This is a genomic window from Oceanobacillus sp. E9, from assembly GCF_001741975.1.
Lineage (GTDB): Bacteria > Bacillota > Bacilli > Bacillales > Amphibacillaceae > Oceanobacillus > Oceanobacillus kimchii.
Genome location: NZ_LSNA01000009.1, coordinates 1 through 22,437, shown reverse-complemented (window position 1 = coordinate 22,437; position 22,437 = coordinate 1). Strand labels below are relative to the sequence as shown.

Annotated in this window: 28 protein-coding genes; 17 read left to right on the top strand and 11 right to left on the bottom strand. The window is 34.2% G+C overall.

The genetic code is table 11. The features are described 5' to 3' along the window. The first annotated feature begins 11 nt into the window (after positions 1-11). The 6 genes from AQ616_RS16345 (at position 12) to AQ616_RS16320 (ending at position 4,064) form a co-directional block, all read left to right on the top strand. The gene (locus AQ616_RS16345; RefSeq protein WP_017796032.1) at positions 12-884 is read left to right on the top strand and encodes a ComEC/Rec2 family competence protein; all 873 of its coding nucleotides are present in this window, start codon (positions 12-14) and stop codon (positions 882-884) included. Positions 885-960: 76 nt separating this feature from the next. Continuing rightward, on the top strand, positions 961-1,809 hold the full coding sequence (locus AQ616_RS16340; RefSeq protein WP_077595852.1) for an SPFH domain-containing protein: 849 nt from the start codon (positions 961-963) through the stop codon (positions 1,807-1,809). Positions 1,810-1,821: 12 nt separating this feature from the next. After that, on the top strand, positions 1,822-2,001 hold the full coding sequence (locus AQ616_RS16335; RefSeq protein WP_017796034.1) for a type II toxin-antitoxin system antitoxin: 180 nt from the start codon (positions 1,822-1,824) through the stop codon (positions 1,999-2,001). A gap of 136 nt (positions 2,002-2,137) precedes the next feature. Then, the gene (locus tag AQ616_RS16330) at positions 2,138-2,515 is read left to right on the top strand and encodes a GntR family transcriptional regulator (RefSeq protein ID WP_017796035.1); all 378 of its coding nucleotides are present in this window, start codon (positions 2,138-2,140) and stop codon (positions 2,513-2,515) included. Further along, a complete protein-coding gene (locus AQ616_RS16325; protein ID WP_017796036.1) occupies positions 2,505-3,359 on the top strand; it encodes an ABC transporter ATP-binding protein in 855 nt (284 codons plus the stop codon). Before AQ616_RS16330 ends, AQ616_RS16325 begins: the two co-directional genes overlap by 11 nt. A gap of 3 nt (positions 3,360-3,362) precedes the next feature. Continuing rightward, positions 3,363-4,064 carry a hypothetical protein gene (locus AQ616_RS16320; protein WP_069686284.1) on the top strand — a complete coding sequence of 234 codons (702 nt, stop codon included), beginning with the start codon at positions 3,363-3,365 and terminating at the stop codon, positions 4,062-4,064. A 244-nt stretch (positions 4,065-4,308) separates the two neighbouring features. On the opposite strand, the gene AQ616_RS16315 is transcribed toward AQ616_RS16320, so the two are convergent. The 6 genes from AQ616_RS16315 to AQ616_RS16295 all read right to left on the bottom strand — a co-directional run bounded on the left by AQ616_RS16315 (position 4,309) and on the right by AQ616_RS16295 (position 8,311). Beyond that, positions 4,309-5,085: an ABC transporter permease gene (locus tag AQ616_RS16315; RefSeq protein ID WP_017796038.1), complete on the bottom strand. Its 777-nt coding sequence runs from the start codon at positions 5,083-5,085 to the stop codon at positions 4,309-4,311. Further along, positions 5,085-5,993: an ABC transporter ATP-binding protein gene (locus AQ616_RS16310; RefSeq protein WP_017796039.1), complete on the bottom strand. Its 909-nt coding sequence runs from the start codon at positions 5,991-5,993 to the stop codon at positions 5,085-5,087. The genes AQ616_RS16315 and AQ616_RS16310 overlap by 1 nt, the downstream gene beginning before the upstream one ends. After that, on the bottom strand, positions 5,990-6,193 hold the full coding sequence (locus AQ616_RS16305) for a PLD nuclease N-terminal domain-containing protein (protein WP_017796040.1): 204 nt from the start codon (positions 6,191-6,193) through the stop codon (positions 5,990-5,992). Before AQ616_RS16305 ends, AQ616_RS16310 begins: the two co-directional genes overlap by 4 nt. 96 nt (positions 6,194-6,289) lie before the next feature. Next, the gene (locus AQ616_RS19465) at positions 6,290-6,418 is read right to left on the bottom strand and encodes a YfhE family protein (RefSeq protein WP_017796041.1); all 129 of its coding nucleotides are present in this window, start codon (positions 6,416-6,418) and stop codon (positions 6,290-6,292) included. 96 nt (positions 6,419-6,514) lie between these two features. Further along, on the bottom strand, positions 6,515-7,075 hold the full coding sequence (locus AQ616_RS16300) for a GNAT family N-acetyltransferase (RefSeq protein WP_017796042.1): 561 nt from the start codon (positions 7,073-7,075) through the stop codon (positions 6,515-6,517). A gap of 336 nt (positions 7,076-7,411) precedes the next feature. After that, complete coding sequence (locus AQ616_RS16295; protein ID WP_069686283.1) at positions 7,412-8,311, bottom strand: TIGR01777 family oxidoreductase; 900 nt, start codon at positions 8,309-8,311, stop codon at positions 7,412-7,414. A 77-nt stretch (positions 8,312-8,388) separates the two neighbouring features. On the opposite strand from AQ616_RS16295, the gene recX reads away from it, so the two are divergent. After that, on the top strand, positions 8,389-9,204 hold the full coding sequence (recX, locus tag AQ616_RS16290) for a recombination regulator RecX (RefSeq protein ID WP_069686282.1): 816 nt from the start codon (positions 8,389-8,391) through the stop codon (positions 9,202-9,204). Between the two features lie 63 nt (positions 9,205-9,267). Beyond that, entirely contained in the window at positions 9,268-9,600 is a 333-nt protein-coding gene (locus AQ616_RS16285) for a YfhH family protein (RefSeq protein ID WP_017796045.1), read from the top strand. Positions 9,601-9,641: 41 nt separating this feature from the next. Here AQ616_RS16285 and AQ616_RS16280 read toward each other — a convergent pair whose 3' ends face one another. Continuing rightward, positions 9,642-10,631: a metal-dependent hydrolase gene (locus AQ616_RS16280; protein ID WP_017796046.1), complete on the bottom strand. Its 990-nt coding sequence runs from the start codon at positions 10,629-10,631 to the stop codon at positions 9,642-9,644. 79 nt (positions 10,632-10,710) lie between these two features. Here AQ616_RS16280 and mutY point away from each other — a divergent pair, with 79 nt between their 5' ends. After that, positions 10,711-11,775, top strand: a complete 1,065-nt coding sequence (mutY, locus tag AQ616_RS16275; RefSeq protein ID WP_069686281.1) for an A/G-specific adenine glycosylase — start codon at positions 10,711-10,713, stop codon at positions 11,773-11,775. 13 nt (positions 11,776-11,788) lie between these two features. Here the strand turns inward: mutY and AQ616_RS16270 are convergent, their stop codons facing one another. Continuing rightward, a complete protein-coding gene (locus AQ616_RS16270; protein ID WP_240490519.1) occupies positions 11,789-11,950 on the bottom strand; it encodes a hypothetical protein in 162 nt (53 codons plus the stop codon). A gap of 175 nt (positions 11,951-12,125) precedes the next feature. On the opposite strand from AQ616_RS16270, the gene AQ616_RS16265 reads away from it, so the two are divergent. From AQ616_RS16265 to AQ616_RS16255, 3 genes are all read left to right on the top strand, one after another. Further along, positions 12,126-12,308 (top strand): gamma-type small acid-soluble spore protein, encoded by a 183-nt coding sequence (locus AQ616_RS16265; protein ID WP_017796049.1) that lies wholly within the window; start codon positions 12,126-12,128, stop codon positions 12,306-12,308. A 193-nt stretch (positions 12,309-12,501) separates the two neighbouring features. Beyond that, on the top strand, positions 12,502-13,029 hold the full coding sequence (ntdP, locus tag AQ616_RS16260) for a nucleoside tri-diphosphate phosphatase (RefSeq protein WP_017796050.1): 528 nt from the start codon (positions 12,502-12,504) through the stop codon (positions 13,027-13,029). Positions 13,030-13,142: 113 nt separating this feature from the next. After that, positions 13,143-14,897, top strand: a complete 1,755-nt coding sequence (locus AQ616_RS16255; protein ID WP_069686280.1) for an ABC transporter ATP-binding protein — start codon at positions 13,143-13,145, stop codon at positions 14,895-14,897. Between the two features lie 227 nt (positions 14,898-15,124). Here AQ616_RS16255 and AQ616_RS16250 read toward each other — a convergent pair whose 3' ends face one another. Then, positions 15,125-16,366, bottom strand: a complete 1,242-nt coding sequence (locus tag AQ616_RS16250) for an MDR family MFS transporter (RefSeq protein ID WP_069686279.1) — start codon at positions 16,364-16,366, stop codon at positions 15,125-15,127. Positions 16,367-16,627: 261 nt separating this feature from the next. Next, positions 16,628-17,926, bottom strand: a complete 1,299-nt coding sequence (locus tag AQ616_RS16245) for a glutamate-1-semialdehyde 2,1-aminomutase (protein WP_017796053.1) — start codon at positions 17,924-17,926, stop codon at positions 16,628-16,630. A 150-nt stretch (positions 17,927-18,076) separates the two neighbouring features. Here AQ616_RS16245 and AQ616_RS16240 point away from each other — a divergent pair, with 150 nt between their 5' ends. The 4 genes from AQ616_RS16240 (at position 18,077) to perR (ending at position 20,270) form a co-directional block, all read left to right on the top strand. Then, positions 18,077-18,511: a potassium channel family protein gene (locus tag AQ616_RS16240; protein ID WP_017796054.1), complete on the top strand. Its 435-nt coding sequence runs from the start codon at positions 18,077-18,079 to the stop codon at positions 18,509-18,511. A gap of 60 nt (positions 18,512-18,571) precedes the next feature. Continuing rightward, complete coding sequence (bcp, locus tag AQ616_RS16235; protein WP_017796055.1) at positions 18,572-19,048, top strand: thioredoxin-dependent thiol peroxidase; 477 nt, start codon at positions 18,572-18,574, stop codon at positions 19,046-19,048. A 9-nt stretch (positions 19,049-19,057) separates the two neighbouring features. Continuing rightward, positions 19,058-19,624 (top strand): cob(I)yrinic acid a,c-diamide adenosyltransferase, encoded by a 567-nt coding sequence (locus AQ616_RS16230; RefSeq protein ID WP_069686278.1) that lies wholly within the window; start codon positions 19,058-19,060, stop codon positions 19,622-19,624. A gap of 202 nt (positions 19,625-19,826) precedes the next feature. Next, positions 19,827-20,270, top strand: coding sequence for a peroxide-responsive transcriptional repressor PerR (gene perR, locus AQ616_RS16225; RefSeq protein ID WP_017796057.1), 444 nt, complete (start codon positions 19,827-19,829; stop codon positions 20,268-20,270). A 414-nt stretch (positions 20,271-20,684) separates the two neighbouring features. Here perR and AQ616_RS16220 read toward each other — a convergent pair whose 3' ends face one another. Continuing rightward, the gene (locus AQ616_RS16220) at positions 20,685-21,050 is read right to left on the bottom strand and encodes a YgzB family protein (RefSeq protein WP_011065312.1); all 366 of its coding nucleotides are present in this window, start codon (positions 21,048-21,050) and stop codon (positions 20,685-20,687) included. Between the two features lie 124 nt (positions 21,051-21,174). Between AQ616_RS16220 and AQ616_RS16215 the strand changes: the two genes are divergently transcribed. Next, positions 21,175-22,047: a nucleotidyltransferase-like protein gene (locus AQ616_RS16215; RefSeq protein ID WP_017796058.1), complete on the top strand. Its 873-nt coding sequence runs from the start codon at positions 21,175-21,177 to the stop codon at positions 22,045-22,047. Positions 22,048-22,437 lie beyond the last annotated feature (390 nt).

Below are 22,437 nucleotides of genomic sequence, written 5' to 3'. Positions count from 1 at the left end.
GGTGTTAATTGATGAAAAGACAGCTATGGATAATAATATTACTGCCTTTTATATTATTTGTAGATCCTGCATCTATATATGCAGGTCAAGCTCCTGGCATGCGAGTTCATTTTATTGATGTTGGTCAAGGCGATAGCATATTAATTGAAACACCGCTTGATAGAACAATTTTAATTGATGGTGGCCCACCTGATGCGGGAGAGAAAGTAGTTAATTATATAAAAAAACAAAAAATTAATCAAATCGACGTACTTATTTCAACCCATCCTGATATTGATCATATAGGTGGGTTATTAAAAGTATTGGATTCTGTAGAGGTAGGAGAGGCTTATGATACTGGGAAATTGCACCCTACAAAGACATTTGCTAATTACATCAACAAATTACGCGAACTTGAAATACCTGTACACTTAGCAGAAAAAGACGTACCAATTGAAGTGGATCCAATGATTGAATTAGATGTGTGGAATAGCTATCACCGCTTTAGTACGAATAATGAATCCTCCATCGTATTAAAATTAACGTACGGTGATATGGATATGCTTCTGATGAGTGACGTGGGAAAGGCTCAAGAAAGACAAATTATGAAGGATTATGATATTCAAGCTGAGGTAATTAAGGTGGGACATCATGGTTCAAAAACTAGTTCATCTTTGAAGTTTTTACAAGAAGTCAGTCCAGATATCTCTATACTCACATATAGCAAAGAAAATAGATATGGCCACCCAGTTAAACGAGTAATAGAAAATTTATATTCAGTAAAATCTGCTATATACTCAACGGCCGCACTTGGCAACATTGTGTTAGAAACTGATGGAAATTCAATGGTTATAACTCCAGAAGAAAATCCAATACAAAAGTTTATAAGAGAATCTATAGGATAACAGATTCATATTAATTTACATTATTATACAAAAGTGATATCATAATAATATAAATATAATATGAAAAGGTGATGTCATGATACAAGAAAGGAAAGCATGGAGTTTAAATGGTATTGTTGGTTTAGGACTTATTATTGCACTAATTGCATTTGGAGCCTTTGCATTCATTCAGCAGCAATTCATTATTGGGATATTTCTTGTGTTAATTGCAGCTTGTTTGATTAGTGGAATAACGATCGTACAGCCGAATCAATCAATTGTAGTAATATTTTTAGGTAAGTATATGGGGACTGTTCGAAGAGAAGGAATTGTCGTAACTATCCCTTTTTCTGTAAGAAGAACAATTTCATTACGTGTTCGTAACTTTAATAGTAATCGGCTAAAAGTTAATGATGTAAATGGTAATCCTATCGAAATTGCAGCAGTTGTTGTATTTAAAGTGGTAGATGCTGCTAAAGCGGTTTTTGATGTTGACCAATACGAACAATTTGTAGAAATCCAAAGTGAAACTGCGATTCGAGCAGTTGCGACAACATACCCTTATGATTCATTTGAAGATAATGACTTAACTTTAAGAGGTAATGCAGACGAGGTTTCGAATGAATTGACACAAGAATTACAAGAGCGTTTGAAAGTAGCAGGTGTAGAAGTAATTGAAGCAAGACTAACGCATTTAGCCTACTCTACAGAAATCGCCCAAGCGATGTTACAGCGTCAACAAGCAAGTGCAATTATTTCGGCTAGAAAACAAATTGTAGATGGAGCAGTAGGTATGGCACAAGATGCAGTTGCTCGTTTAGAGAGAGATGGCATCGTTGATTTGGATGATGAAAGACGTGTAGCAATGATTAACAATTTACTTGTTTCCATTGTTTCCGATCAAGGGACGCAACCTGTGGTGAATACAGGTTCCTTGTATCAATAAGTAGGGTTATTTATGCCAAAAAAAAAGAACTTTCCTTTACGCATTGATCCAGAACTCTACGATGTATTACAAAAATGGGCGCAAGATGAATTTCGAAGTGTAAATAGCCACGTAGAATTTTTACTGCGAGAATCTACAAAACGAGCTGGAAGATTACCCAAAAAACAAGATAAAAAAATAGGTGAAGACTAAGGCAAAGCGTATGCTTTGTCCTTTTTTTGTGCAAAAAACATATTGCTCACTTTATTTAAATAAGGTTTGACTTTTATAGACCTGTGTTATATAGTTAGTTACATAAGTAATTAACCAATTAAGGAATGAACTAAAAATGAGAAAAGAACTGGATGAAAATAAACCTATATTTTTGCAAATAAAAGATCACGTGGAAGACTCAATTATGGATGATTCCTATAAATCTGGAGACCGAGTACCTTCCACAAATGAATTTGCCGCCTTTTATCAAATTAATCCTGCTACTGCAGGTAAAGGTATAAATGAATTGGTGGCAGAGGGAATTTTGGTGAAAAGGAGAGGAGTAGGCATGTTTGTAACAGAATCAGCCAAAGATATTGTAATCGAAAAAAGAAAGCAAACGTTTTATGACCACTATATGCTTCCATTAAAACACGAAGCAAAAAAACTTCGTATGCGTGAAGATGAAATATTGGAAATGTGGAAAAGGGAGGATAATTTTAATGAAGATTGAAGTAAACAACCTTAGTAAGAAGTATGGCGAGAAGTATGCTTTAGATAATGTCTCTTTTACACTAGAAAAAAATAAGATCTATGGCTTACTAGGTAGAAATGGGGCTGGGAAAACAACATTTATGGATATTCTCAGTGGCCAAATCCTCGCAACTAGTGGGGAAATTAAATTAGACGGAGAAAGCCCGTTTGATAAGCAAAAGCTAACGGAATCAATCTGTTTAGTTAAAGAATCAAATAACTTTCCAAAAGAAATTACTATCAAAGACGTGCTTAAAATATTCTCCTTTTTTTATCCTGACTGGGATCAAGATTTTGCGGAACAACTCCTGGGAGAGTTTAATTTAACAAAAAAATTAAAAGTAAAAACATTATCAAAAGGAATGGAGTCTGCATTAGGAATCACTGTAGGTTTAGCAAGTAGAGCTCCGATTACTGTCTTTGATGAACCATATATCGGGATGGATGCTCCATCGCGAAAACGATTTTATGAGCTGCTTTTAGAGGATTATCAAGTATATCCAAGAACGTTTATATTTTCTACTCACTTAATTGATGAAGTTAGTTTAATGTTTGAAGAAGTATTAATTTTGCGAGAAGGTACGTTAGCTTTACAAGAGGATTCTGAAGTATTGAGGGATAAGACAGTAGCTGTTACAGGTCCAACAACTAAGGTAGATGCTTATTTACAAGGAAAAGAAGTAATTGAAAGAAAAGATTTGGCTGGCAACTCGATGGCATATACGTACGGTACAAAAGAAGAAGCAATGGCAGCCGGATTACAAGTGGAAGGAGTTCCTATTCAGGAATTAATGATTCACTTAACAGAAAGGAAAGGGGCATAGAAGATGAATAATCAAGTCAAAGGGCTATTGTATTATTATACCCAAGATTTAATGCGACATGGTAAGATATTTTGGACGATTTTAATTGCGATGCTGATCGTTTTGAGTTTTCTTGCTTACTTTTTAATTGATGTAGGTGCGACTGAGTTTTACTGGATGATGCCATTTGCGACCTACACGAATGTTTGCATTATAGCATTTCAAAGTGTGAAAAAGGATATACCATTTGGTTTAAAAATGGGAGCAATCCGTAATAATATTTTTCTTAGTTATTTTTATTTCTTTTTAGGTTATTCTTTGTTTATGGCGATTGCAGGAAACACATTACAACTGGTTACAGAGGGTATGCATCATTTATTCGGGGTATCTAACTTTATCTTTTCCCATCCAGCAATGTTACTGACAGATAACTGGTTAACACGAACTATTATTGATACCTTTTTTATGTTCTTTCTTATGGCATTATTATTTTTAGTAGGTTTGATTTTTTATCGATCCGGATTAATTGGTGGTGGACTATTCTTAGCAGCATTCTTAGTAGTATCCTTATACGGACTATTTGATGGTTGGTTAATCGATGCTTTTGCAAATATATTACCAGATGCTTCAATGCTAACATTTTTTATCTTATTCCTTATTGGGATAGTACTGTATATGTTTAGCTATCTATTTATAAAAAGAATGACGGTTGTTCAAAAAGTATAATGAAGAGCTTAGATAATAAAAAGTGTTGCTAAAAGATATATGTGGGAGTAATACACTTACTTCAAGCTGATGAAGCTAAATCTTTAGTGGATAATATTGGAGGATATTGCTCAATAATATTCGATTTCAGTTCATGGGCTCTAGGTCAAATCCTAGTTATACTAACATTCAGTGACGATCAGCGTACCTCCCTCACTGAATGTTAGTTTTACTTTATTACTATTATTCCCGTACCTCTCTATTTTTATCTCTCTAATTGTTGTTTTCTAAAAAGTATTACTGAAAGTAGCAGTAATATAGCTATAATTATGATGGTAACTATACCGGTATATATAAGGTCAGTATGAATGGGACTTTGGTCAATAGTTAGTTTAATGTAATCAGATAAATGAATAGGGCTCCATTTCAGTGCACTTTGAAAAACTTGCGTTAGAGCTGATAGTATCATTAGACTCGCAATGGATAGAAACGCAATTAAACCTTGTGATTTTACAAATGTATTATAAAAAACAACTACAGTAACAACAAGAGATAACCATAATCCATAGAAAAAGATAGTTTGTACCATATGATTAAATGATAACGGCCCGTATAACAAATAAATATAATACCAACTTACAAGCATGCCTAATATCCAAGAGACCCATACTAGTAAAAGTAAAGAAGCCCATTTTGCAGTTACATATGAGTGATGGTCAATAGGCTTTACTAAGATAATTTGTGATACACCACTTTTATGTTCATTTGCAATAATTCCCATAGACGAAAAAACAATTACTAACACTCCTAAGCTACTGAGCTGACCAAGTGTCATCATCACTACTTCTGCTACTGTATATTCAGGTAAAATGAATTCCATACCCTCAGGCATCTCACCAACTGCTTCTAAAATTTGTGGTAAGAAATAATTAGTGACTGGATCTAAAATCGATAATAAAATGATAACAAGTGGGAACCAAATCCATTTTTTATTTCTCCAGTTTTCTACAACTTCTTTCTGAAATAGAGTGTTCCATTGCATTATCGGTTCACCGCCTTCATAAACATGTCCTCTAAAGAAGCTCTATCTATCGAAAAATTTGTTAAGTCCCAGTTATGAGTGGCTGCTTCTAATAATATTTCTTCTCGAGCAGACGGTATGTCGATTGCTGTTACCCACAGTGTATTTTTTTCAATATAAGTGTCGGATACATTTGATAACTTATTTACTTTTTCTTGATATATTTCTAAGCTGTCTTGAAATTCTAATCTAATCATAGAAGTTTGATATGTATCTTGTAGGTTACTAATAGAACCTGATTCAATAACCTTTCCTTGATGTAAAAGGATGAGTTCGTCACTTACTTCCTCAGCATCTCGTAAAATATGAGTAGAGAAAAAGATGGACATATCTTTTTTTAGCTCTTCCATAAGCAAAAGTATCTCTCTTCTACCAATAGGATCCAGGGAAGATACAGGCTCGTCTAATAATAACAACTTTGGCTGATGAATAATTGCCTGAGCAATCCCAAGGCGTTGTTTCATGCCACCTGAATAGCTAGAGATTCTTTTATCTTTAGCTTCATATATACCGGTTTTTTGTAGAAGTTCCTTAGCACGTGATTTAGCTGCTGTTGGAGATAAAAGACAAAGTTTTGCACAGTATACTAGAAATTCATATCCGGTCATCCATGAATAAAAAGTAGGGTATTGAGGTAGATAACCAATATAATTTCGGAAATCTCCTTTTATAGGTCGATTATGAAATATAATTTCGCCAGAACTAGGTTGTAAGAGCCCTGCTAGCATTTTTAACGTAGTCGTTTTGCCGGCGCCGTTAGGACCAATTAATGCAACACAAGCGTTGTCCGGAACTTTAAAATCAATATGGTTAACTACAGTTTTTCCTTTGTATGATTTAGTCAATTGATTTACGGTTAACAAGTTCATTCATTATTCCTCCTTGCAAAGAGAAAATAAATAATTGGACCAAATATATTAAGAAATATAATTACGATTAACCAAACTAGTTTCATACTATCGAATGATTCTTTGTTTTTGCTCCAATCGATGAGAGCAATAATCATTAGAATGATTTGAATGATAACAAAAGGTAAAATAATTGGTAAGTATTCTAATAATTCTTCCATTATATGTATCACTTCACTTTCTTTTATTCATTAGTATTTGTACGATTCATTTGAAAAAAAGATTCATGTAATTCAAAGAAAAAGTCGAAGCTTTTTTTAGCCTCGACTTTTTCTTTGAGAGAATTGATCATACACTCGATTTGCACGTTTGAATTCTCTTGCGTACAAAACTTCTTGAGTTTTTGAAAGGAATTTTTCTTTTTCCGAAGATCGTTGCTTTACCATATAGCATCCCTCACTTTACCTGTAGCATAACCAAGATTGGAACTTTTATACAAAATCATCTATCCAACGAGCGGGTTACTAAGGTAATTCTAGTGATTAAGATACTTCCTCTCCAGTACTTTCCACAGGAGTATCCATTTGGAATTGTTGATATGATAAATAATGTTCTTTCATAATTACAAATAAATCATAAATGTCATCAGTACCATTTACTCGTTGATACATTTGCGGATATACATCATTTGCAAATGTAATATAAGGTAATTTTAATACTGCTTTTTTAGAACGTTCATTTGATTTGCGAACTTTCATAAAGATACCATCTATGCTATGATCCATAAATAGTTCATGGAAAAAAGCATCTTTTGCAGGACGATTATATCCTTTGCCAAAGTAAGGTTGGCCTATCCATGTGGCAAGAAATCCATAGTTATCCTCTATATCAAAAAGGTTAATCGTACCGATGGGCTGTTGATATTCATCAACAATCGTACGAGAAATTAATTCTCCTCTTTCTTCTGCTTCTATGGTTTGTTTCGTTAAGAAATAAAATTCATCTGATGTTGTTGCTTTATGCCTAACAAAAGGGAATACTTCCGGGTGCGCCATAAGTTCAAAAAGTACAGGCACCTCCTGTAAATCACGCATTTTTAGCATAAAAAATACCCTCCTTTTTTCCAGGTGGGTATAGACAGATGCCAATATAATAAGGAATCTGTAAGTTGCCCACCCTCGAATTTTCATTTATAGATCTCAACAAAAATTCGGGGTGGGAATCGAACCCACTAGAACCAGGTAGTACCCGGTGGCGCACCATTTGCCTTCCCTATTTAATTCTGCTTGAAATTTCTATACGATTCATCTCTTTCATGTTTTTAGTAGTTTTATTTTACAACCTTTTTTTAAAAAAGGGAACCATTTTTTTGTGAAGAAAATATAAAATTTATAAACGTATGCGAAATTCAGTAATTCACCAATTGAAGAAGTTTCAGTCTACGATTTTGTGTCCTTGATATTTTCTATGGCTTCTTGTAAATTTGGAAACTTAAAAGAAAAACCATGATCGATCGCTTTTTGAGGAAATGCATACTGTCCTTTTGTTATTAGGTGTGCCATTTCACCAAAAGTGGTTTCCATAACTAGGCGAGGTACATGAAACCAATATGGCCTTCTATACGTTTTAGCAATTGTTTTCATGAAGTCTTTATTGCGTTTTGGATTTGGTGCTGTCACATTAATCGGCCCGGTAATCGTACTATTGTGTATACAGAATAAAATTAACTGAACAGCATCTTCAATGTGAATCCATGATAGCCATTGTTCGCCGTTACCTATTCTACCCCCAGCAAAAAGTTGAGTTGGTAATTTCATCATTGGAAAAGCGCCTTTATTTCCTAATAATATTCCTAATCTTGTATAGACTGTGCGTATTCCAAATGAATTTGCAGCTTTTGCGATTTCTTCCCATTCTTCGGTTACAGAAGCTAAATAGTCGTCAGCAGCTTCGGTAGTTCTTTCGGTAAAAATTAAATCTTCCGACATGCCATAATATCCAACTGCAGAAGCACTAATAAATACCTTAGGTTTGGTATTCATTTCTTTCATTAACTGTATAAGATGATTGGTTATTTTTAATCTACTGTTGAGAATAGATTGTTTCTTTTGTTCGGTCCAATATCCAAACAATGATTCACCTGCTAAATTAATTACAACTTCAAATATAGGTAGAGAATCAGCTTGAACAGTATAATCTATGTAAGTCTCTGTAGATGTGTTCACTTTATTTTCTACCGACCTAGTAAGTATATATACGTGATATTCCTGATTTTGTAATTGTGTAGTTAGTTCAGAACCAAGGAATCCTGTTCCTCCACTTATCAAAGCATATTTCATATATGATAGCCTCCCTTTATATTAGTTCATTCGTTGCGTAGTTTTTGCTATGATGTATAGAAAGAGGTGAATAACCAATGAAAAAAATTGCTCGTATTACGACACAAAAGAAACATAAAAATCGATATAATATCTTTTTACAAACTCCTGATGGTGATGCATATGGTTTTAGTGTAGATGAAGCGATATTAATTGAATATCGTCTTTCTAAAGGAATGGAGCTTGAGGATGAAATGATTTCAATTCTCGAGCAAAAAGATACATTACATAAAGCATATACCCTTACTATACACTTTTTAAGCTATCGAATGCGCTCAGAAAAAGAAGTTAGCGATTATTTACAAAAAAAAGAAGTGGATGGGACACATATCGATGAAATTATTAAACGATTAAAACGAGAAAAATGGGTGGATGATCAACAGTTTGCACAGATGTTTGTTCGGTCTCGTAAGAATTCGTCTTCTAAAGGTCCAAAAATGATACGACAAGAATTATATGAAAAGGGTGTAGATGAGAGTAAAATAACCTCTGCACTTGAACAATATTCTGTGGAAGAACAGAAACAGAAAGTAGAAAAGTTAATTAATAAAAAACTGCAATCAAAATCAAAAGATTCCCATCAAAAAAGAATCGATCAAATTAAACAAAATCTTATGCAAAAAGGGTTTGATTCTGGAGTAATAAGTATGGTCATTCAAGAAATGGACACAACCGAGGATGCAGATCGTGAATGGGAAGTTCTTCAACTGCAAGGAGAGAAGCTTCTTTATAAATATCAAAGAAAACACAGTGGTTTTGCTCTAAAACAAAAAGTAATGGAAGGTCTATATCGTAAAGGATTTTCATTTGATATGATTAACCAGTTTATTGATCAGTCACTTCAAGATGAGTAAAATCAATGGTTTATAGGTAGTGTTGCTGATACAATTATATAGGATGAATAGGGGGGAAGAGATATGAATTTTCGTTATAGTGATTATTCTATTGAACAATTACACCGAGAAATTGGAAATTTAAAAGAAAAGGCACAAAAAGCAGAACAACTTGGGAATGTTTCTGAAGTACAAATATATGAGCGGAAAATGCAAGTGGCATTAGCATATACAATAAATCCAGATGATTTTAAAAAAGGTGAAATTTATCAATTGAAGATGGAGCCAGGTTATACATTTAAAATTGATTATATTAATGGAGTATTTGCGTGGGGATATCGTATAAATTTATTAGAAGAGGTACGTGAAGAAATCGAAGCATTGCCAATCTCACTTTTAGGCAAAAAGTTAGCATGATAAATAAAAAAGGATGGTTAGTTAAAAGCTAACCATCCTTTTTATAATGACGAATCACTAGGAACTAATTTACTTTGTAATTTTCTTTCTGAGAATATCCAACCTGTGTACGAAGTGACAATTTCCAAATTCGCATTGATTTGTACAACAGCTACAAATGGATAGTAATCTTTTGAACGGTATCTTAAATCAATAAAACGAACTTCTGTTGAACCATCTTCTTGTTCATTAATTTCCCAACGATAAATTGGAGAAAAGTTCAAGAAAGATTGGATATTTTTATCTTGTTTTGCTACATCCATTATGTCACTTTCTGGAAGTGGAACCCGTAGAAATTCATCAATAATTTCAATATGACGATTTTCTACTCTACCTACATAAAAGTGGTCTGGAGTGGTTATAGCGACACGCCAATAGTTTTGTTTTATTGTAGGAGAGGTGGCTATAGATTTAGTCTCTGGATAGTATTCATGAATTTTTTTGACGATTTCTCTTTTGTCCATATATCGTTTAATGTAGTATAGTACAATGACTGAGTAAATAATTACCCAAGTAATGCCAGGATTAGCACCTAAAGCCCATGCCGCAATTCCGGCAACATTTAAGAAGAAGATATAGGGATCAAATGTATTAATGAAACCTTTGGCTATCCACTTTTTAGAGAATGGACGAAATGCTTGTGTACCGTATGCATTAAATAAATCGACAAACACATGGATAACGACAGCTAATAGTGTCCATAACCAAAGATGTAAATAACTAACTTCAGGTACAAATAAATATATTAATCCGGATACGAGAAAGCTCCATATGACAATTGCTGGCAGTGAATGGGAGGCTCCTCGATGGTGTCGAATATAAGTTGCATTATTTTTTAGTTTAAACACCGTGTCAAAATCAGGTGCGTGAGACCCAACAACGGTACCAACTAATACAGCATGAAATAGTGTAGGATTACTTTGCACTACAGGGTCTATTGTTGCTAGGCCGCCTAATGCAACACCCATAACTATATGCGTACCAGTGTCCATAAAAGATTATCCTCCTTAATTATTACCAGTATTAAAGTCAAACTAGTCGCTATTGTAACATAAAGGATGTGGGGAAAAGATGAATAAAAGGTTACAAAATCTTAACATTCCAGTTTTTCAAACCGATTTGCTGGAATGGTACTATTTGAATAAACGTGATCTTCCTTGGAGAAGAGAAAAAAATCCTTATAGAACATGGGTGTCAGAAATTATGCTACAACAAACCAAGGTAGATACGGTTATACCTTATTTTAATCGTTTTATGGAGAAATATCCAACAGTTTATGATTTAGCTCAAGCAGATGAACAAGATGTATTAAAATCTTGGGAAGGTTTAGGTTACTATTCCCGTGCACGAAATTTACAAACCGCAGTGCGTGAAGTTGTAGATACATATAATGGTGAAATACCTAATAGTGAAAAGGAATTGGCAAGCTTAAAAGGGGTTGGTCCTTACACAAAAGGTGCAATACTATCCATTGCCTTTGATCAACCCATTCCTGCAGTAGATGGAAATGTCCTTAGAGTGTTCTCTAGAATTTTAAAGATAGAAGATGATGTTGCAAAACAATCAACTAAAAAAGAAATAGAGCAATATGTTGGAGAAATTATATCACATAAAGATCCTTCCTCATTTAATCAAGCAATTATGGATTTAGGTGCAATGATCTGTACACCAAAAAAACCAACATGTATGTTTTGTCCAGTAATGGAACACTGTCAGGCTTTTCAACATGGGATCCAAGAACAGTTACCAATTAAGAAAAAAGCAAAAAAGCAAAAAATCAAACAGTATATTGTCTTGCTCATTAAAAATGACCAAGGAGAATATGTAATTGAAAAACGTAGTGAACAAGGGTTATTAGCAAACTTATGGCAGTTTCCAATGGTTCCTCTAGAGGAGGTAGGTTTAAACCAAATTGAACAATGGATGTATGATAAATATGGAATTGAATTACAAATAGAATCAGATTGTGGAAATTTAAAACATACATTCAGTCATATTATATGGAAAATGGATATAAAGAAAGCTAATACTTCTCAAAAATCTTTAAATAAAGATTCATTAACATTCATTTCTAAAGAAGGAATTGTAAATTACCCTTTCCCTGTGTCACATCAAAAAATGATGCAATTTTTATAAGGAAAAATCAGGATTAATCCAAATGGACGTCCTGATTTTTTTCTATGCGTTGGAACATTTCTTTATTTATCTCATGAAGAATGGAAAGTCCTTCAGAATTAATATAAGGAAGAATTTGTGATAAAGCATGCTGGAAATAATAAAGCTCCCCATCCTCCCAGTCTGTTTTACTCATCATGGATAGTTCAGAAAAGTCTCTTTCAAGCTTTATTGGTATCTCCTCCCTAGGAATGTTTACATTTATATTTTGTGCACTTATGAAGTACACATCCTTTCCATTTTTTGCAGTGAAAAAAAGATGGATAAGAAATGAGTTACTGGATAAATTAATTATTGCGGAGGTGATATTGATGGCTAAAAAGCAAAATCAACAAAATCAAACTACTGCAGCAGGTACAAATGCACAGCATGTTAAACAACAAAACAAACAAGCTGCTCAAGGTCAAGGACAATATGGTACTGAGTTTGCTTCTGAAACAGATGCACAACAAGTGAAACAACAAAATCAAAAATCTCAACAAAACAAAAAATAACATCTGTTTCTATTAAATGAAAGAGTTCCCTTTTGATGTAAAGGGAACTCTTTTTATATTGCTCTTTTTATGATCTTCTTTCGCATACATAAGTCAGTTCTTGTTCGTTTAGCTTTATATTTCTAAATAGAACAATTATAATAGTAGTAATAATTTTGATTGAGCGGGTGAAAAAGAAAAGGAGAGGAGTGCAATGGTTTCTCCGAATGCAGGGTCTAAGGTTTCTATCCAAAGCTATAAACATAATGGACAACTTCATCGTACGTGGGAGAATAGTGTAATTTTAAAGGGTACAGAAAGTGTAGTTATTGGAGCGAATGATCGAACAAGAGTAATTGAAAGTGATGGTCGTTCCTGGATTACCAGAGAGCCAGCCATATGTTATTTTCATTCTAAGTATTGGTTTAACATTATTGGAATGCTACGAAATGATGGAATTTACTACTACTGTAATATTAGCTCGCCGTTTGTTTATGATGGTGAGGCATTAAAATATATTGATTATGATTTAGATGTAAAAGTTTTTCCTGATATGACATTTCAATTATTAGACGAAGATGAATACGAAGAACATAGGAATTTGATGAATTATCCTCAAGTAATTGATCGTATTTTACATCAACAGTTAGAAATATTAATTCGATGGATAAGACAAGGGAAAGGACCATTTTCCCCCGACTTTGTCGATAATTGGTATGAAATGTACTTAACGTATCATTAATTTGAAGCTATTTTATTGCAATAGCTATAAAGAAAGAGGTATCCTTGTTACCGTGAGTCGTAACAAGGTTTTTTAATGATAACTAATCACATCAATAGAGGAAGATGATGTTCATGAGCAGTATTAAACAGTATATGGAATTTGTAAAACCATATAAGTGGAAAATTGTATTGACATTAATTATTGGAGTCATGAAATTTGGGATACCATTATTAATGCCATTAATCTTGAAGTATGTAATTGATGATATTATATCTGTAGAAGGATTAACCCAATCTGAAAGAATTACGCAGTTATTTTGGGTGATGGGGATATCGTTTGTTGTTTTTCTAATTCTTCGTCCACCTATTGAATACGTAAGACAATACCTTGCTCAATGGGTAGGGAATAAAATTTTATTTGATATTCGTGATAAATTATTTGATCATTTACAAAAATTAAGCTTAAAATTCTATTCTCAGACAAAAACCGGAGAAATTATTTCCCGGGTAATACATGATGTCGAACAGACGAAGAATTTTGTGATTACTGGTTTAATGAATATATGGTTGGATTTGACAACTATTTTGATAGCAATTGTAATTATGCTAACAATGAATGTTCAACTAACCATTGTTTCCATTATTTTATTCCCGTTATTTGGTTTTGCAGTGAAGTACTTCTTTGGTCGATTACGTAAACTTACGCGAGAAAGGTCACAAGCACTGGCAGAAGTGCAAGGTCACCTACATGAGCGTGTACAGGGAGTACCAGTTACACGTAGTTTTGCGCTTGAAGATTATGAACAAGCGCAATTCGATAAAAGAAACAGTAACTTTCTTGATAAGGCATTACGACATACTGATTGGAATGCACGAACATTTGCTGTAACTAATACAATTACTGATTTAGCACCGTTGTTGGTTATTGCATTTGCTGGCTATCAAGTTATTACAGGTGTGGTTACATTAGGTACAATGGTTGCATTTGTAGGATATATGGAACGTGTATATAGCCCATTACGTCGCTTAATTAATTCTTCTACTACATTAGTGCAAGCTATAGCGTCGATTGATCGTGTTTTTGAGTTAATGAACGAGAAATATGATATATCTGATAAACAAGACGCTGTTGCTCCTGGAAGGCTGAGTGGTGAGGTAGAATTTGAACGTGTTTCATTTCAATATGACGAAGAAGAATTACCAGTACTTAAAGACGTTACTCTCCATGTAGACAAAGGTGAAACCGTCGCTTTTGTAGGTATGAGTGGTGGAGGAAAGTCGACATTAATTAGTCTTATTCCTCGTTTTTATGATGTAACAGGTGGAAGTGTAAAAGTTGATGGGAAAGATATTCGTGATTATCAATCTAGATCGTTAAGAGATAATATTGGTATGGTATTACAAGATAATATACTTTTCTCTGAGTCGATTGAAATGAATATACGTATGGGTAATCCAGAAGCAACGGATGAAGAAGTGGTGCAAGCAGCAAAAGCCGCTAATGCTCATCAATTTATTGAATCCTTGCCTCAAGGTTATGCCACCATGGTAGGAGAACGGGGAGTAAAACTCTCTGGTGGACAAAAACAACGCATTGCTATTGCAAGAGTATTTTTAAAGAATCCACCAATTCTTATTTTTGATGAAGCAACTTCTGCGTTGGATCTTGAGAGCGAACATCTTATTCAAGAAACTATGGAGCGATTAGCATCAGACCGAACTACATTTATCGTTGCGCATCGACTAGCGACTATTACACATGCGAATAGAATTGTTGTTGTTGAAGACGGACAAATTATTGAATCTGGTTCACATGAAGAATTAATGAAATTACAAGGGCATTATTATGATTTATACCAGATTCAACACCTAGAAGAAGATAATTAAAACAAGAGATTGGGACAATAATATTTACACAAAAGATAAATCCGAATGAATAGGTTTTTTAAAACCCGCATCAGAAATATACTGCACTTATCTATCCTAAGGCGGCTGGTGAGCCCCCAGACGCTCCGCATTCAGGGTGGAACGCTTAGGCTTCTTTCCCATAGGGGTCTCCGTATATTTCTTATGCTAATTCAATCTATCATTCATCTTTTGAGCAAAAATTTTTGTTATATCCCAATCTCTTCTTTATCTATAAAATTAAACATTCTGATATAGAAAAGTGTACTGATGCAAGCACAAAGTAGAATGAATCCAAAAATAAACATTGGTGGAAATACACTTGATAATATGACCGTGAAGGGAGCGATGAACCTTCCAAAAGAATATTGTAAGTCAGAAGCTCCTATATACTGTCCTATTGCACTTTTAGGAGCGTAAGAAACGACAAAGTTTTGAACTACTGGTCCATGAATGATTTCACCAATAGTAAAAATTACTGTAAGTATAAACAACAGCCAAATGTTAGTAGAAAGTCCGACGCTAAACATCCCGATTCCAGATAAAGATGCAGCGAGTACAAGTGCATTTCGATCTGACCAACCATTTATCCTTTTTGTAATAGGAATCACTAATAAGACAAATAATAATCCGTTTAACCCAATCATCCAACCGAAAATTTGCTCGCTATTTAATGAAAATGACCAGTCGCCTATCGAAAAAAGTTGTTGTGCTGGGACATAGTTTTTTACATATAATGCAAGGTATAGATCTAATTGCATTATCGATATCGTGATAAACATTCCACCAACAATATAATAGAGGTAAACTTTATCTTTAAGAATGTGAAAATAGCTTTTCCATTGATCCTTTATAACTGAAAGAGCAGTTGTTTTTTTCTTTGAATTTTGAATAAGCATTGTTTCTCTCATAAGCAGAAGAATTATGCCAAAATAAAGAGAGGCAATAAATGTACATGACCATAATAATTCAGTTCTATATTGAAAAAATAATACCGCTCCAAGAAATGGACCAAAAATAGCCCCGATATTGTTAGCAGAAGCAAACGTAGCAAATACATTACGCCGCTCTTTCTCTGAGACTAAGTCAGCAACCATAGCACTGCTTGCTGGTCTGTAAAAAGCTTTTCCTAAGCTTATGCCGACAAATGCAATGTAGTCTATCCAAGGGGATACAGATAGTGCGAACAAAGCAAAAAACATTGCTTGCATAAACGAACCTAGTATCATAATATTCCGCCTTCCATATTCATCAGCAAAATAACCGCCAATCATTCCGCCAAATATGCTAATAATAGCTGGGGCAGTCATCATAAAACCTGCTTCAACCACACCTATTGATTCACTAAAGTAAATGGTTAAAAAAGGGAAATACATCCAAAACAGCATATTAAATAAGGTTTCACCTAACAATCTTATTTTTAAATTACGATCCCATGTTATCCATGACATTTAAATAGCTCCTAAAAATCAATTCCTGGCCAGGTAGTATATATTTTATATTTAATTTTCGGAAAATTATAGACTTATATTTAGCAATCAGTTATAATACTATTATAGAATTCGAAGCAGGAATGTCTTTATTTTATATGTTATATAAATAGAACGTTTGTTCCTGGTTGATGCATATGCAAATAAAAGCATATGTTTTTTTAAATGTAAAAAAGACCTACAACTGAGATTTTTCCAGATTGTAGGTCTTTGTTTTATTGGCTATAAAGTTTTAGCCATTTCTGCAAAGCTTCGCCCAACAGCATCAATAGTATTTTCAATGTCTGAATCTTTATGTTCTGTTGTTAAGAACCAAGCTTCATATTTAGAAGGTGCAAGATTAATTCCTTCTCGCAGCATTAGTTGGAAGAATTTTGCAAAGGCTTCTCCGTCTGAAGCATCTGCTTCTGCGTAATTCGTTATCTGATCCACTCCGAAGTATACCGTCAAAGCACCACAGAGTCGATTAACCGTAATATGAATACCATGCTCGCGAGCTTTTTCGTGAATACCTTCTTCTAGCCGTTTTCCGAGACGATCTAACTCTTCATAAACGCCTTCCTCTTTTAACACTTCTAAACATGCAATACCTGCAGCCATTGATGCCGGGTTACCTGACATCGTCCCAGCCTGATACGCAGGGCCTAGTGGTGCCACTTGTTCCATTATATCTTTTCTGCCTCCATAAGCACCAATAGGTAAACCACCACCAATTATTTTACCCATGGCAGTCATATCCGGTTCTACGCCATAAATTTGTTGAGCACTTCCATATGTGAATCGGAATGCAGTAATCACTTCATCGTATATTACTAATGCTCCTGCTCGGTGGGTTAATTCATTTACCTCTTGTAGAAAACCTTTAAAAGGTTCAACGATTCCAAAATTCCCAACTATTGGTTCTACAAGTACTGCGGCTACCTCATCTCCCCATTTATCTAATGCTAGTTTAAATGCTCCAATATCATTGAACGGAACAGTAATTACATCAGATGCGGTTGAAGTTGGAACTCCAGCTGAATCTGGAGTACCTAATGTAGAAGGTCCAGATCCTGCTTCTACTAAAACAGCATCAAAATGTCCGTGATAGCAACCAGCGAATTTAATTATTTTTGTACGCCCAGTATAAGCACGTGCTACACGAATCGTTGTCATTACAGCTTCAGTACCAGAATTATTAAATCGAACTTTTTCTAATGAAGGGATAGCGTCTTTTAACATTTGAGCAAATTCATTTTCTAAACGTGTTGGAGTACCATATAGAACACCGGTTGTTGCAGCATGGGCAATTGCTTTTGCAATATGCGGATGTGCATGACCAGTAATGATTGGGCCATAAGCCGCTAAATAATCAATATATTTATTATCATCCACATCCCAAAAGTATGCCCCTTGTCCTCGTTCCATATATACAGGCGAACCACCACCTACAGCTTTATATGCACGAGAAGGGGAGTTAACTCCTCCTACAATATGTTGAAGAGCCTCTTGATGTAGCTTTTCGGAATTTGTAAATTTCATCAGTTATTTTCCTCCTCTGTCTAACCAGTTACTAATATATCAAAAATCAATTAGAAATTCTTATAAAACGTACATTTTTAATTTTTGAACAAGCTCTTTGTTCTTTGGCATATATATAGAATAAGAGCCATTAAGAGGGGATTGTTCTTTATGATAATACCTTGGATCATGTTAATTATTATTGTGATTATAGGTGGGAAGTGTATATATGATTTTATCCAAACAAATAATATCAGCCAATTGTTGCGTATGAGAGAGGGACATTTTTCAATAGAGATCTTCATTGCTATGATTGTTGTATATATAACAATCATGATTGGATATGGGATGATATATTTTATACTATCTCTTGAAGGGATAGTACTTGTAGAACATGGAGAACTTAGACAAGTTAGTATTATTGGGTCATTAATACATTCTGTTTATTTTAGTGGGGTTACACTTTTAACGATAGGTTATGGAGACATTATTCCAATAGGAATTGGAAGATTAATTGCGGTGTCTCAAGCTTTAATTGGCTACATATTGCCAGCAGCGTTTGTATTAAAGGTTGTGCAAATTGGATCTAGGAGCAGGGATAAATGAATATCTGTATTTAATGTGATATATTGAAAGAAATGGTTATATGTTGGAGGGTTAACAATAATGTCTGTAGAAATAGGATCAAAAGTCAATGATTTTAGTTTACCAAATCAAAATGGTGAAAATATAAGTTTGTCTGATTATAAAGGGAAATATGTAGTCCTATATTTTTATCCCAAGGATATGACACCGGGGTGTACAACAGAAGCATGTGATTTTCGGGATAATCATGAAAGCTTTAAAGAGTTAGATGCAGTAATACTCGGAGTAAGTCCTGATCCAGAAGCTAGACATCAGAAGTTTATAGATAAACACGAATTACCATTTAATCTTCTTTCAGATGAAGACCATCAACTTGCAGAACAATTCGATGTCTGGAAGTTAAAGAAAAACTTTGGAAAAGAATATTATGGAATTGAACGATCTACATTTATTATTGATAAAGAAGGAAATTTAATAAAAGAATATAGAAAAGTAAGAGTGAAGGATCATGTTTCTAATGCTCTAGCATACATTAAAGCAATGAAAGAAGACGAATAGAGGTTAAATATGCGTATTTATACTAGGTCTGGAGATAAAGGGTTAACCTCATTAGTATATGGACGACGAGTTCCAAAAAATCATATGCGAGTAGAAGCATATGGGACATGTGATGAAGCAAACTCAGCAATTGGGTTGGCTGTTAGTGCGCTTGGTAATGAAGAGTGGGAAGGAAGACAAGACTTTCTCGATCAATTACATCGTGTACAAACGATTTTATTTCATGTTGGAGCAGAGCTTTCTACTCCAAAGGACAAAGAAGTGTACTGGAAATTAAAACAGTCGCATATAGTTGAAATGGAAAAACAAATAGATATTTGGGACGAGGAATTAGACCCATTAAATAATTTTATTTTACCATCTGGACACATAGCTTCGAGTGCTTTGCATAGTGCACGTACGATTGTTAGACGAGCAGAACGATTAGTAGTAGGTTTAGATGAAGAAATTGAAAATAAACTCGTACTCTCCTACTTAAATCGTTTATCTGATTTTCTTTTTGTTGCAGCACGTTATATCAATAAAAAGCTTGGTGAGCAAGAACTAGGTCTACATGTTGATTTAACTAGCATGTAGTATAGCCAAAGCGTATAGGTGGAATTACATTATCCAAAAGTGCTAGATCACGTTCAATTTCATGAAGTGTCAATTTATAATTGGTTTTGGTCGTTATACCATTGTTGACAGAAAACGGTTTATGAAGGTAAACTATTTATAAAGATTATAATATAATAATTTTATTAACTAAAAATATATACTGAAAGAGAGGTGTTTAACGGTGTCTGAACAACGTCTGCGTCAAGCAATCGATACATTGAAGGAATCAGGCGTCCGTATTACACCACAGAGACACGCAGTGCTCGAATTCCTTTTGAACGCTATGGTTCATCCAACTGCGGATGAGATTTATAAAGCATTAGAAGGTAAGTTTCCAAATATGAGTGTTGCAACCGTGTATAATAACTTACGTGTATTGAAAGATATCGGACTTGTACGTGAATTGACCTATGGTGATTCCTCTAGTCGATTTGACTGTAATACATCAGATCACTACCATATAATTTGTAATGATTGTGGAAAGATTGTTGATTTTCATTACCCTTTATTAAATGAGGTAGAATCTCTAGCAGAACAAGTAACTGGATTTGATGTTAGCCATCATCGCTTAGAAGTTTACGGTAAATGCGATGAATGCCAAGAAATAAATACTAAAAAGCACTAATGGTATTAAATTGTATTAAAATACCCCGTCAGGAGACGGGGTTTATTTTTATTAGGTAAGAAAGTAAATATTTGTGGCCCTCTTTTTTTCGTAGACAGAAATTGCCACGTCCAGCTCCAACACCCAGAAACTAGGTGACTTCACGAAACGCCCTACGATAAAGAAGACTGCCGAATGAACTTTATGAGGCTTAGTCGCACTTATGCCTGGGTGAAAAGAAGACTGCCGAATGTACTTTATGAGGCTTAGCCGCACTTATACTTGAGTGAAAGTCATCATTGGCTCGTTCCTCACCGTGATTCCTTTATCTCGAAGGAAAGAGGAAGTTCTACCTTAGTTGAACCCCCCTAAAAAACAAGGGGGCGCACTCGCTATGGTTTCTAAATGGGCGTTTACGCTTTTGTTCTATTTAAATTATTTCTTTTTATATTTACGTGAATTATACTTCTCGTCAAATTCAATTCCTTCTAAATTCTTGTCCATGGTGAGCGGTTGTTTACAATGCATACATGCATCTACACGGCCAAGCATTTTTGTAGGTTTTTCACAACTTGGACATATTACAGGTACTGCTCGAAGTGATAAAGTACCAATCCACACATATACTGCACAACTAAGGATCACCATTAAGGTACCCAGGATAAAGAAAATTACCATTAACCATTCAATATTCTTGGTTAAAATACCACCGTACATTGTAATAATACCAGCAAAAACAAGTATCAATGCAAATGTGCGGATCTTATTTATTTTACTTGAGTATGTAAGTTGTTGTGACATGGTTGTCCTCCTTATTCTTCTATTGTAGTATAGCATAGTTTAAGAAAAGATTGAATTTGATTAGAGGATTTTACTGGAATGTAACGAATATATTAAATATTAGGTGTAGTGGGGAGGCGTCTTAATGGAAAATTTTTTAAGACCAATTTACCAAGAACATGCAAGTAATTCTAATACATTAGGAATTTTAACTATAGAAGCAACGCAATTCGATCGTCCATTAACAGATGGTTTTGATAGTATTTTACTTATTATTGTACGTGAACAATCAAATAACTGGTTTGTTAAACATTATGAAGTAGAGGAGAAAACTGCTGCGCTTCATTTAGTAAAAGAAGAGATATTAATGGAGTGGATAGACACGAGTGGTTATAGAAGAGCGGTCGAATGGATTATATATGGAAGGACCATCTATGATAGAAATGAATATGTAAAACAGCTTAAAGAAGAATTAAGGTTCTTTCCTGAAGACAAAAGAGATTTAAGGAAGGTTATTGATTTTGGTAAACTTGTAAAAAGTTATAGCGAAGCAAAATTACTTTATGATGCTGGAGAAATAAGAGATGCGCATAGTAAAATCCTAAATTCCTTACATTATTTAGCAAGATTATCAGTTATTGATCATGGTTATTATCCTGAAGTGACTGTATGGAATCAGGTGAAGAACATCGATCTTGAAGTGTATAAATTATATGAAACTTTATTAGACAGTAATGAGTCCATTGAAAAAAGAATTGAGCTAATGTTGATAGCTATGGATTTTGTGATGAATAATCGCGCGCACTCTGCTTCAAAACATCTCCTTGAGATAATGGACAAACAAGAAGAACCTTGGTCATATGCTTCGATAAAAGGAACTACTGATGTTCAACATTACACATACGATTTAAGCGCAATACTTTCCTATTTAGTTGAAAAAGGCATTGTAGAAGTGGTTTTATTAGAGACAAAAAACCCTGCTGTATTTCAACGCGCTTATAGATTGAAAGAAAAGTAATAGTAACATTCCTTGTGACTTTGAATATAATGAGATGGTGAAAGCGCCTAGGAAACGATTATTTTGCATTACCCCCCATATCTTTCCTTGTTTTAATGTTTGTGTTAAAAAAATGTAAAATAATCGTTGACTTTCATTATGAGCCATGGTAAAGTTAATTTCGTTGCTGATTTGAGCAAGCGTTCAGCAAAAAAAGATTTAAAAAAAACAACAAAAAAAGTTGTTGACAAAAAAAACACAGCATGGTATATTTAAGAGGTCGCTGCTTAAGAGAGCGACACAGAAATTGCTCTTTGAAAACTGAACAAAACAACCAGTACGAAAGAAGAAAAACACCTCGTTTTTCTTAAAAGAAATGAAGTCAGAAGTTGACTTCTGAAGCACAAGAAA

Coding starts and splice junctions, on each gene's coding strand:
- AQ616_RS16265 (WP_017796049.1), top strand. CDS start 12,126: ATGGCTAAAAAGCAAAATCAACAAAATCAAACTACTGCAGCAGGTACA.
- AQ616_RS16300 (WP_017796042.1), bottom strand. CDS start 7,075: ATGCTAAAAATGCGTGATTTACAGGAGGTGCCTGTACTTTTTGAACTT.
- AQ616_RS16245 (WP_017796053.1), bottom strand. CDS start 17,926: ATGAAATTTACAAATTCCGAAAAGCTACATCAAGAGGCTCTTCAACAT.
- AQ616_RS16295 (WP_069686283.1), bottom strand. CDS start 8,311: ATGAAATATGCTTTGATAAGTGGAGGAACAGGATTCCTTGGTTCTGAA.
- AQ616_RS16220 (WP_011065312.1), bottom strand. CDS start 21,050: ATGTCACAACAACTTACATACTCAAGTAAAATAAATAAGATCCGCACA.
- AQ616_RS16280 (WP_017796046.1), bottom strand. CDS start 10,631: ATGGACACTGGTACGCATATAGTTATGGGTGTTGCATTAGGCGGCCTA.
- recX (WP_069686282.1), top strand. CDS start 8,389: ATGAAAAAAATTGCTCGTATTACGACACAAAAGAAACATAAAAATCGA.
- AQ616_RS16325 (WP_017796036.1), top strand. CDS start 2,505: ATGAAGATTGAAGTAAACAACCTTAGTAAGAAGTATGGCGAGAAGTAT.
- AQ616_RS19465 (WP_017796041.1), bottom strand. CDS start 6,418: ATGGTAAAGCAACGATCTTCGGAAAAAGAAAAATTCCTTTCAAAAACT.
- AQ616_RS16320 (WP_069686284.1), top strand. CDS start 3,363: ATGAATAATCAAGTCAAAGGGCTATTGTATTATTATACCCAAGATTTA.
- AQ616_RS16345 (WP_017796032.1), top strand. CDS start 12: ATGAAAAGACAGCTATGGATAATAATATTACTGCCTTTTATATTATTT.
- bcp (WP_017796055.1), top strand. CDS start 18,572: ATGTCTGTAGAAATAGGATCAAAAGTCAATGATTTTAGTTTACCAAAT.
- AQ616_RS16270 (WP_240490519.1), bottom strand. CDS start 11,950: ATGAGTAAAACAGACTGGGAGGATGGGGAGCTTTATTATTTCCAGCAT.
- AQ616_RS16340 (WP_077595852.1), top strand. CDS start 961: ATGATACAAGAAAGGAAAGCATGGAGTTTAAATGGTATTGTTGGTTTA.
- AQ616_RS16330 (WP_017796035.1), top strand. CDS start 2,138: ATGAGAAAAGAACTGGATGAAAATAAACCTATATTTTTGCAAATAAAA.
- AQ616_RS16285 (WP_017796045.1), top strand. CDS start 9,268: ATGAATTTTCGTTATAGTGATTATTCTATTGAACAATTACACCGAGAA.
- AQ616_RS16310 (WP_017796039.1), bottom strand. CDS start 5,993: ATGAACTTGTTAACCGTAAATCAATTGACTAAATCATACAAAGGAAAA.
- mutY (WP_069686281.1), top strand. CDS start 10,711: ATGAATAAAAGGTTACAAAATCTTAACATTCCAGTTTTTCAAACCGAT.
- AQ616_RS16215 (WP_017796058.1), top strand. CDS start 21,175: ATGGAAAATTTTTTAAGACCAATTTACCAAGAACATGCAAGTAATTCT.
- AQ616_RS16315 (WP_017796038.1), bottom strand. CDS start 5,085: ATGCAATGGAACACTCTATTTCAGAAAGAAGTTGTAGAAAACTGGAGA.
- AQ616_RS16255 (WP_069686280.1), top strand. CDS start 13,143: ATGAGCAGTATTAAACAGTATATGGAATTTGTAAAACCATATAAGTGG.
- AQ616_RS16305 (WP_017796040.1), bottom strand. CDS start 6,193: ATGGAAGAATTATTAGAATACTTACCAATTATTTTACCTTTTGTTATC.
- AQ616_RS16335 (WP_017796034.1), top strand. CDS start 1,822: ATGCCAAAAAAAAAGAACTTTCCTTTACGCATTGATCCAGAACTCTAC.
- AQ616_RS16230 (WP_069686278.1), top strand. CDS start 19,058: ATGCGTATTTATACTAGGTCTGGAGATAAAGGGTTAACCTCATTAGTA.
- AQ616_RS16240 (WP_017796054.1), top strand. CDS start 18,077: ATGATAATACCTTGGATCATGTTAATTATTATTGTGATTATAGGTGGG.
- AQ616_RS16250 (WP_069686279.1), bottom strand. CDS start 16,366: ATGTCATGGATAACATGGGATCGTAATTTAAAAATAAGATTGTTAGGT.
- ntdP (WP_017796050.1), top strand. CDS start 12,502: ATGGTTTCTCCGAATGCAGGGTCTAAGGTTTCTATCCAAAGCTATAAA.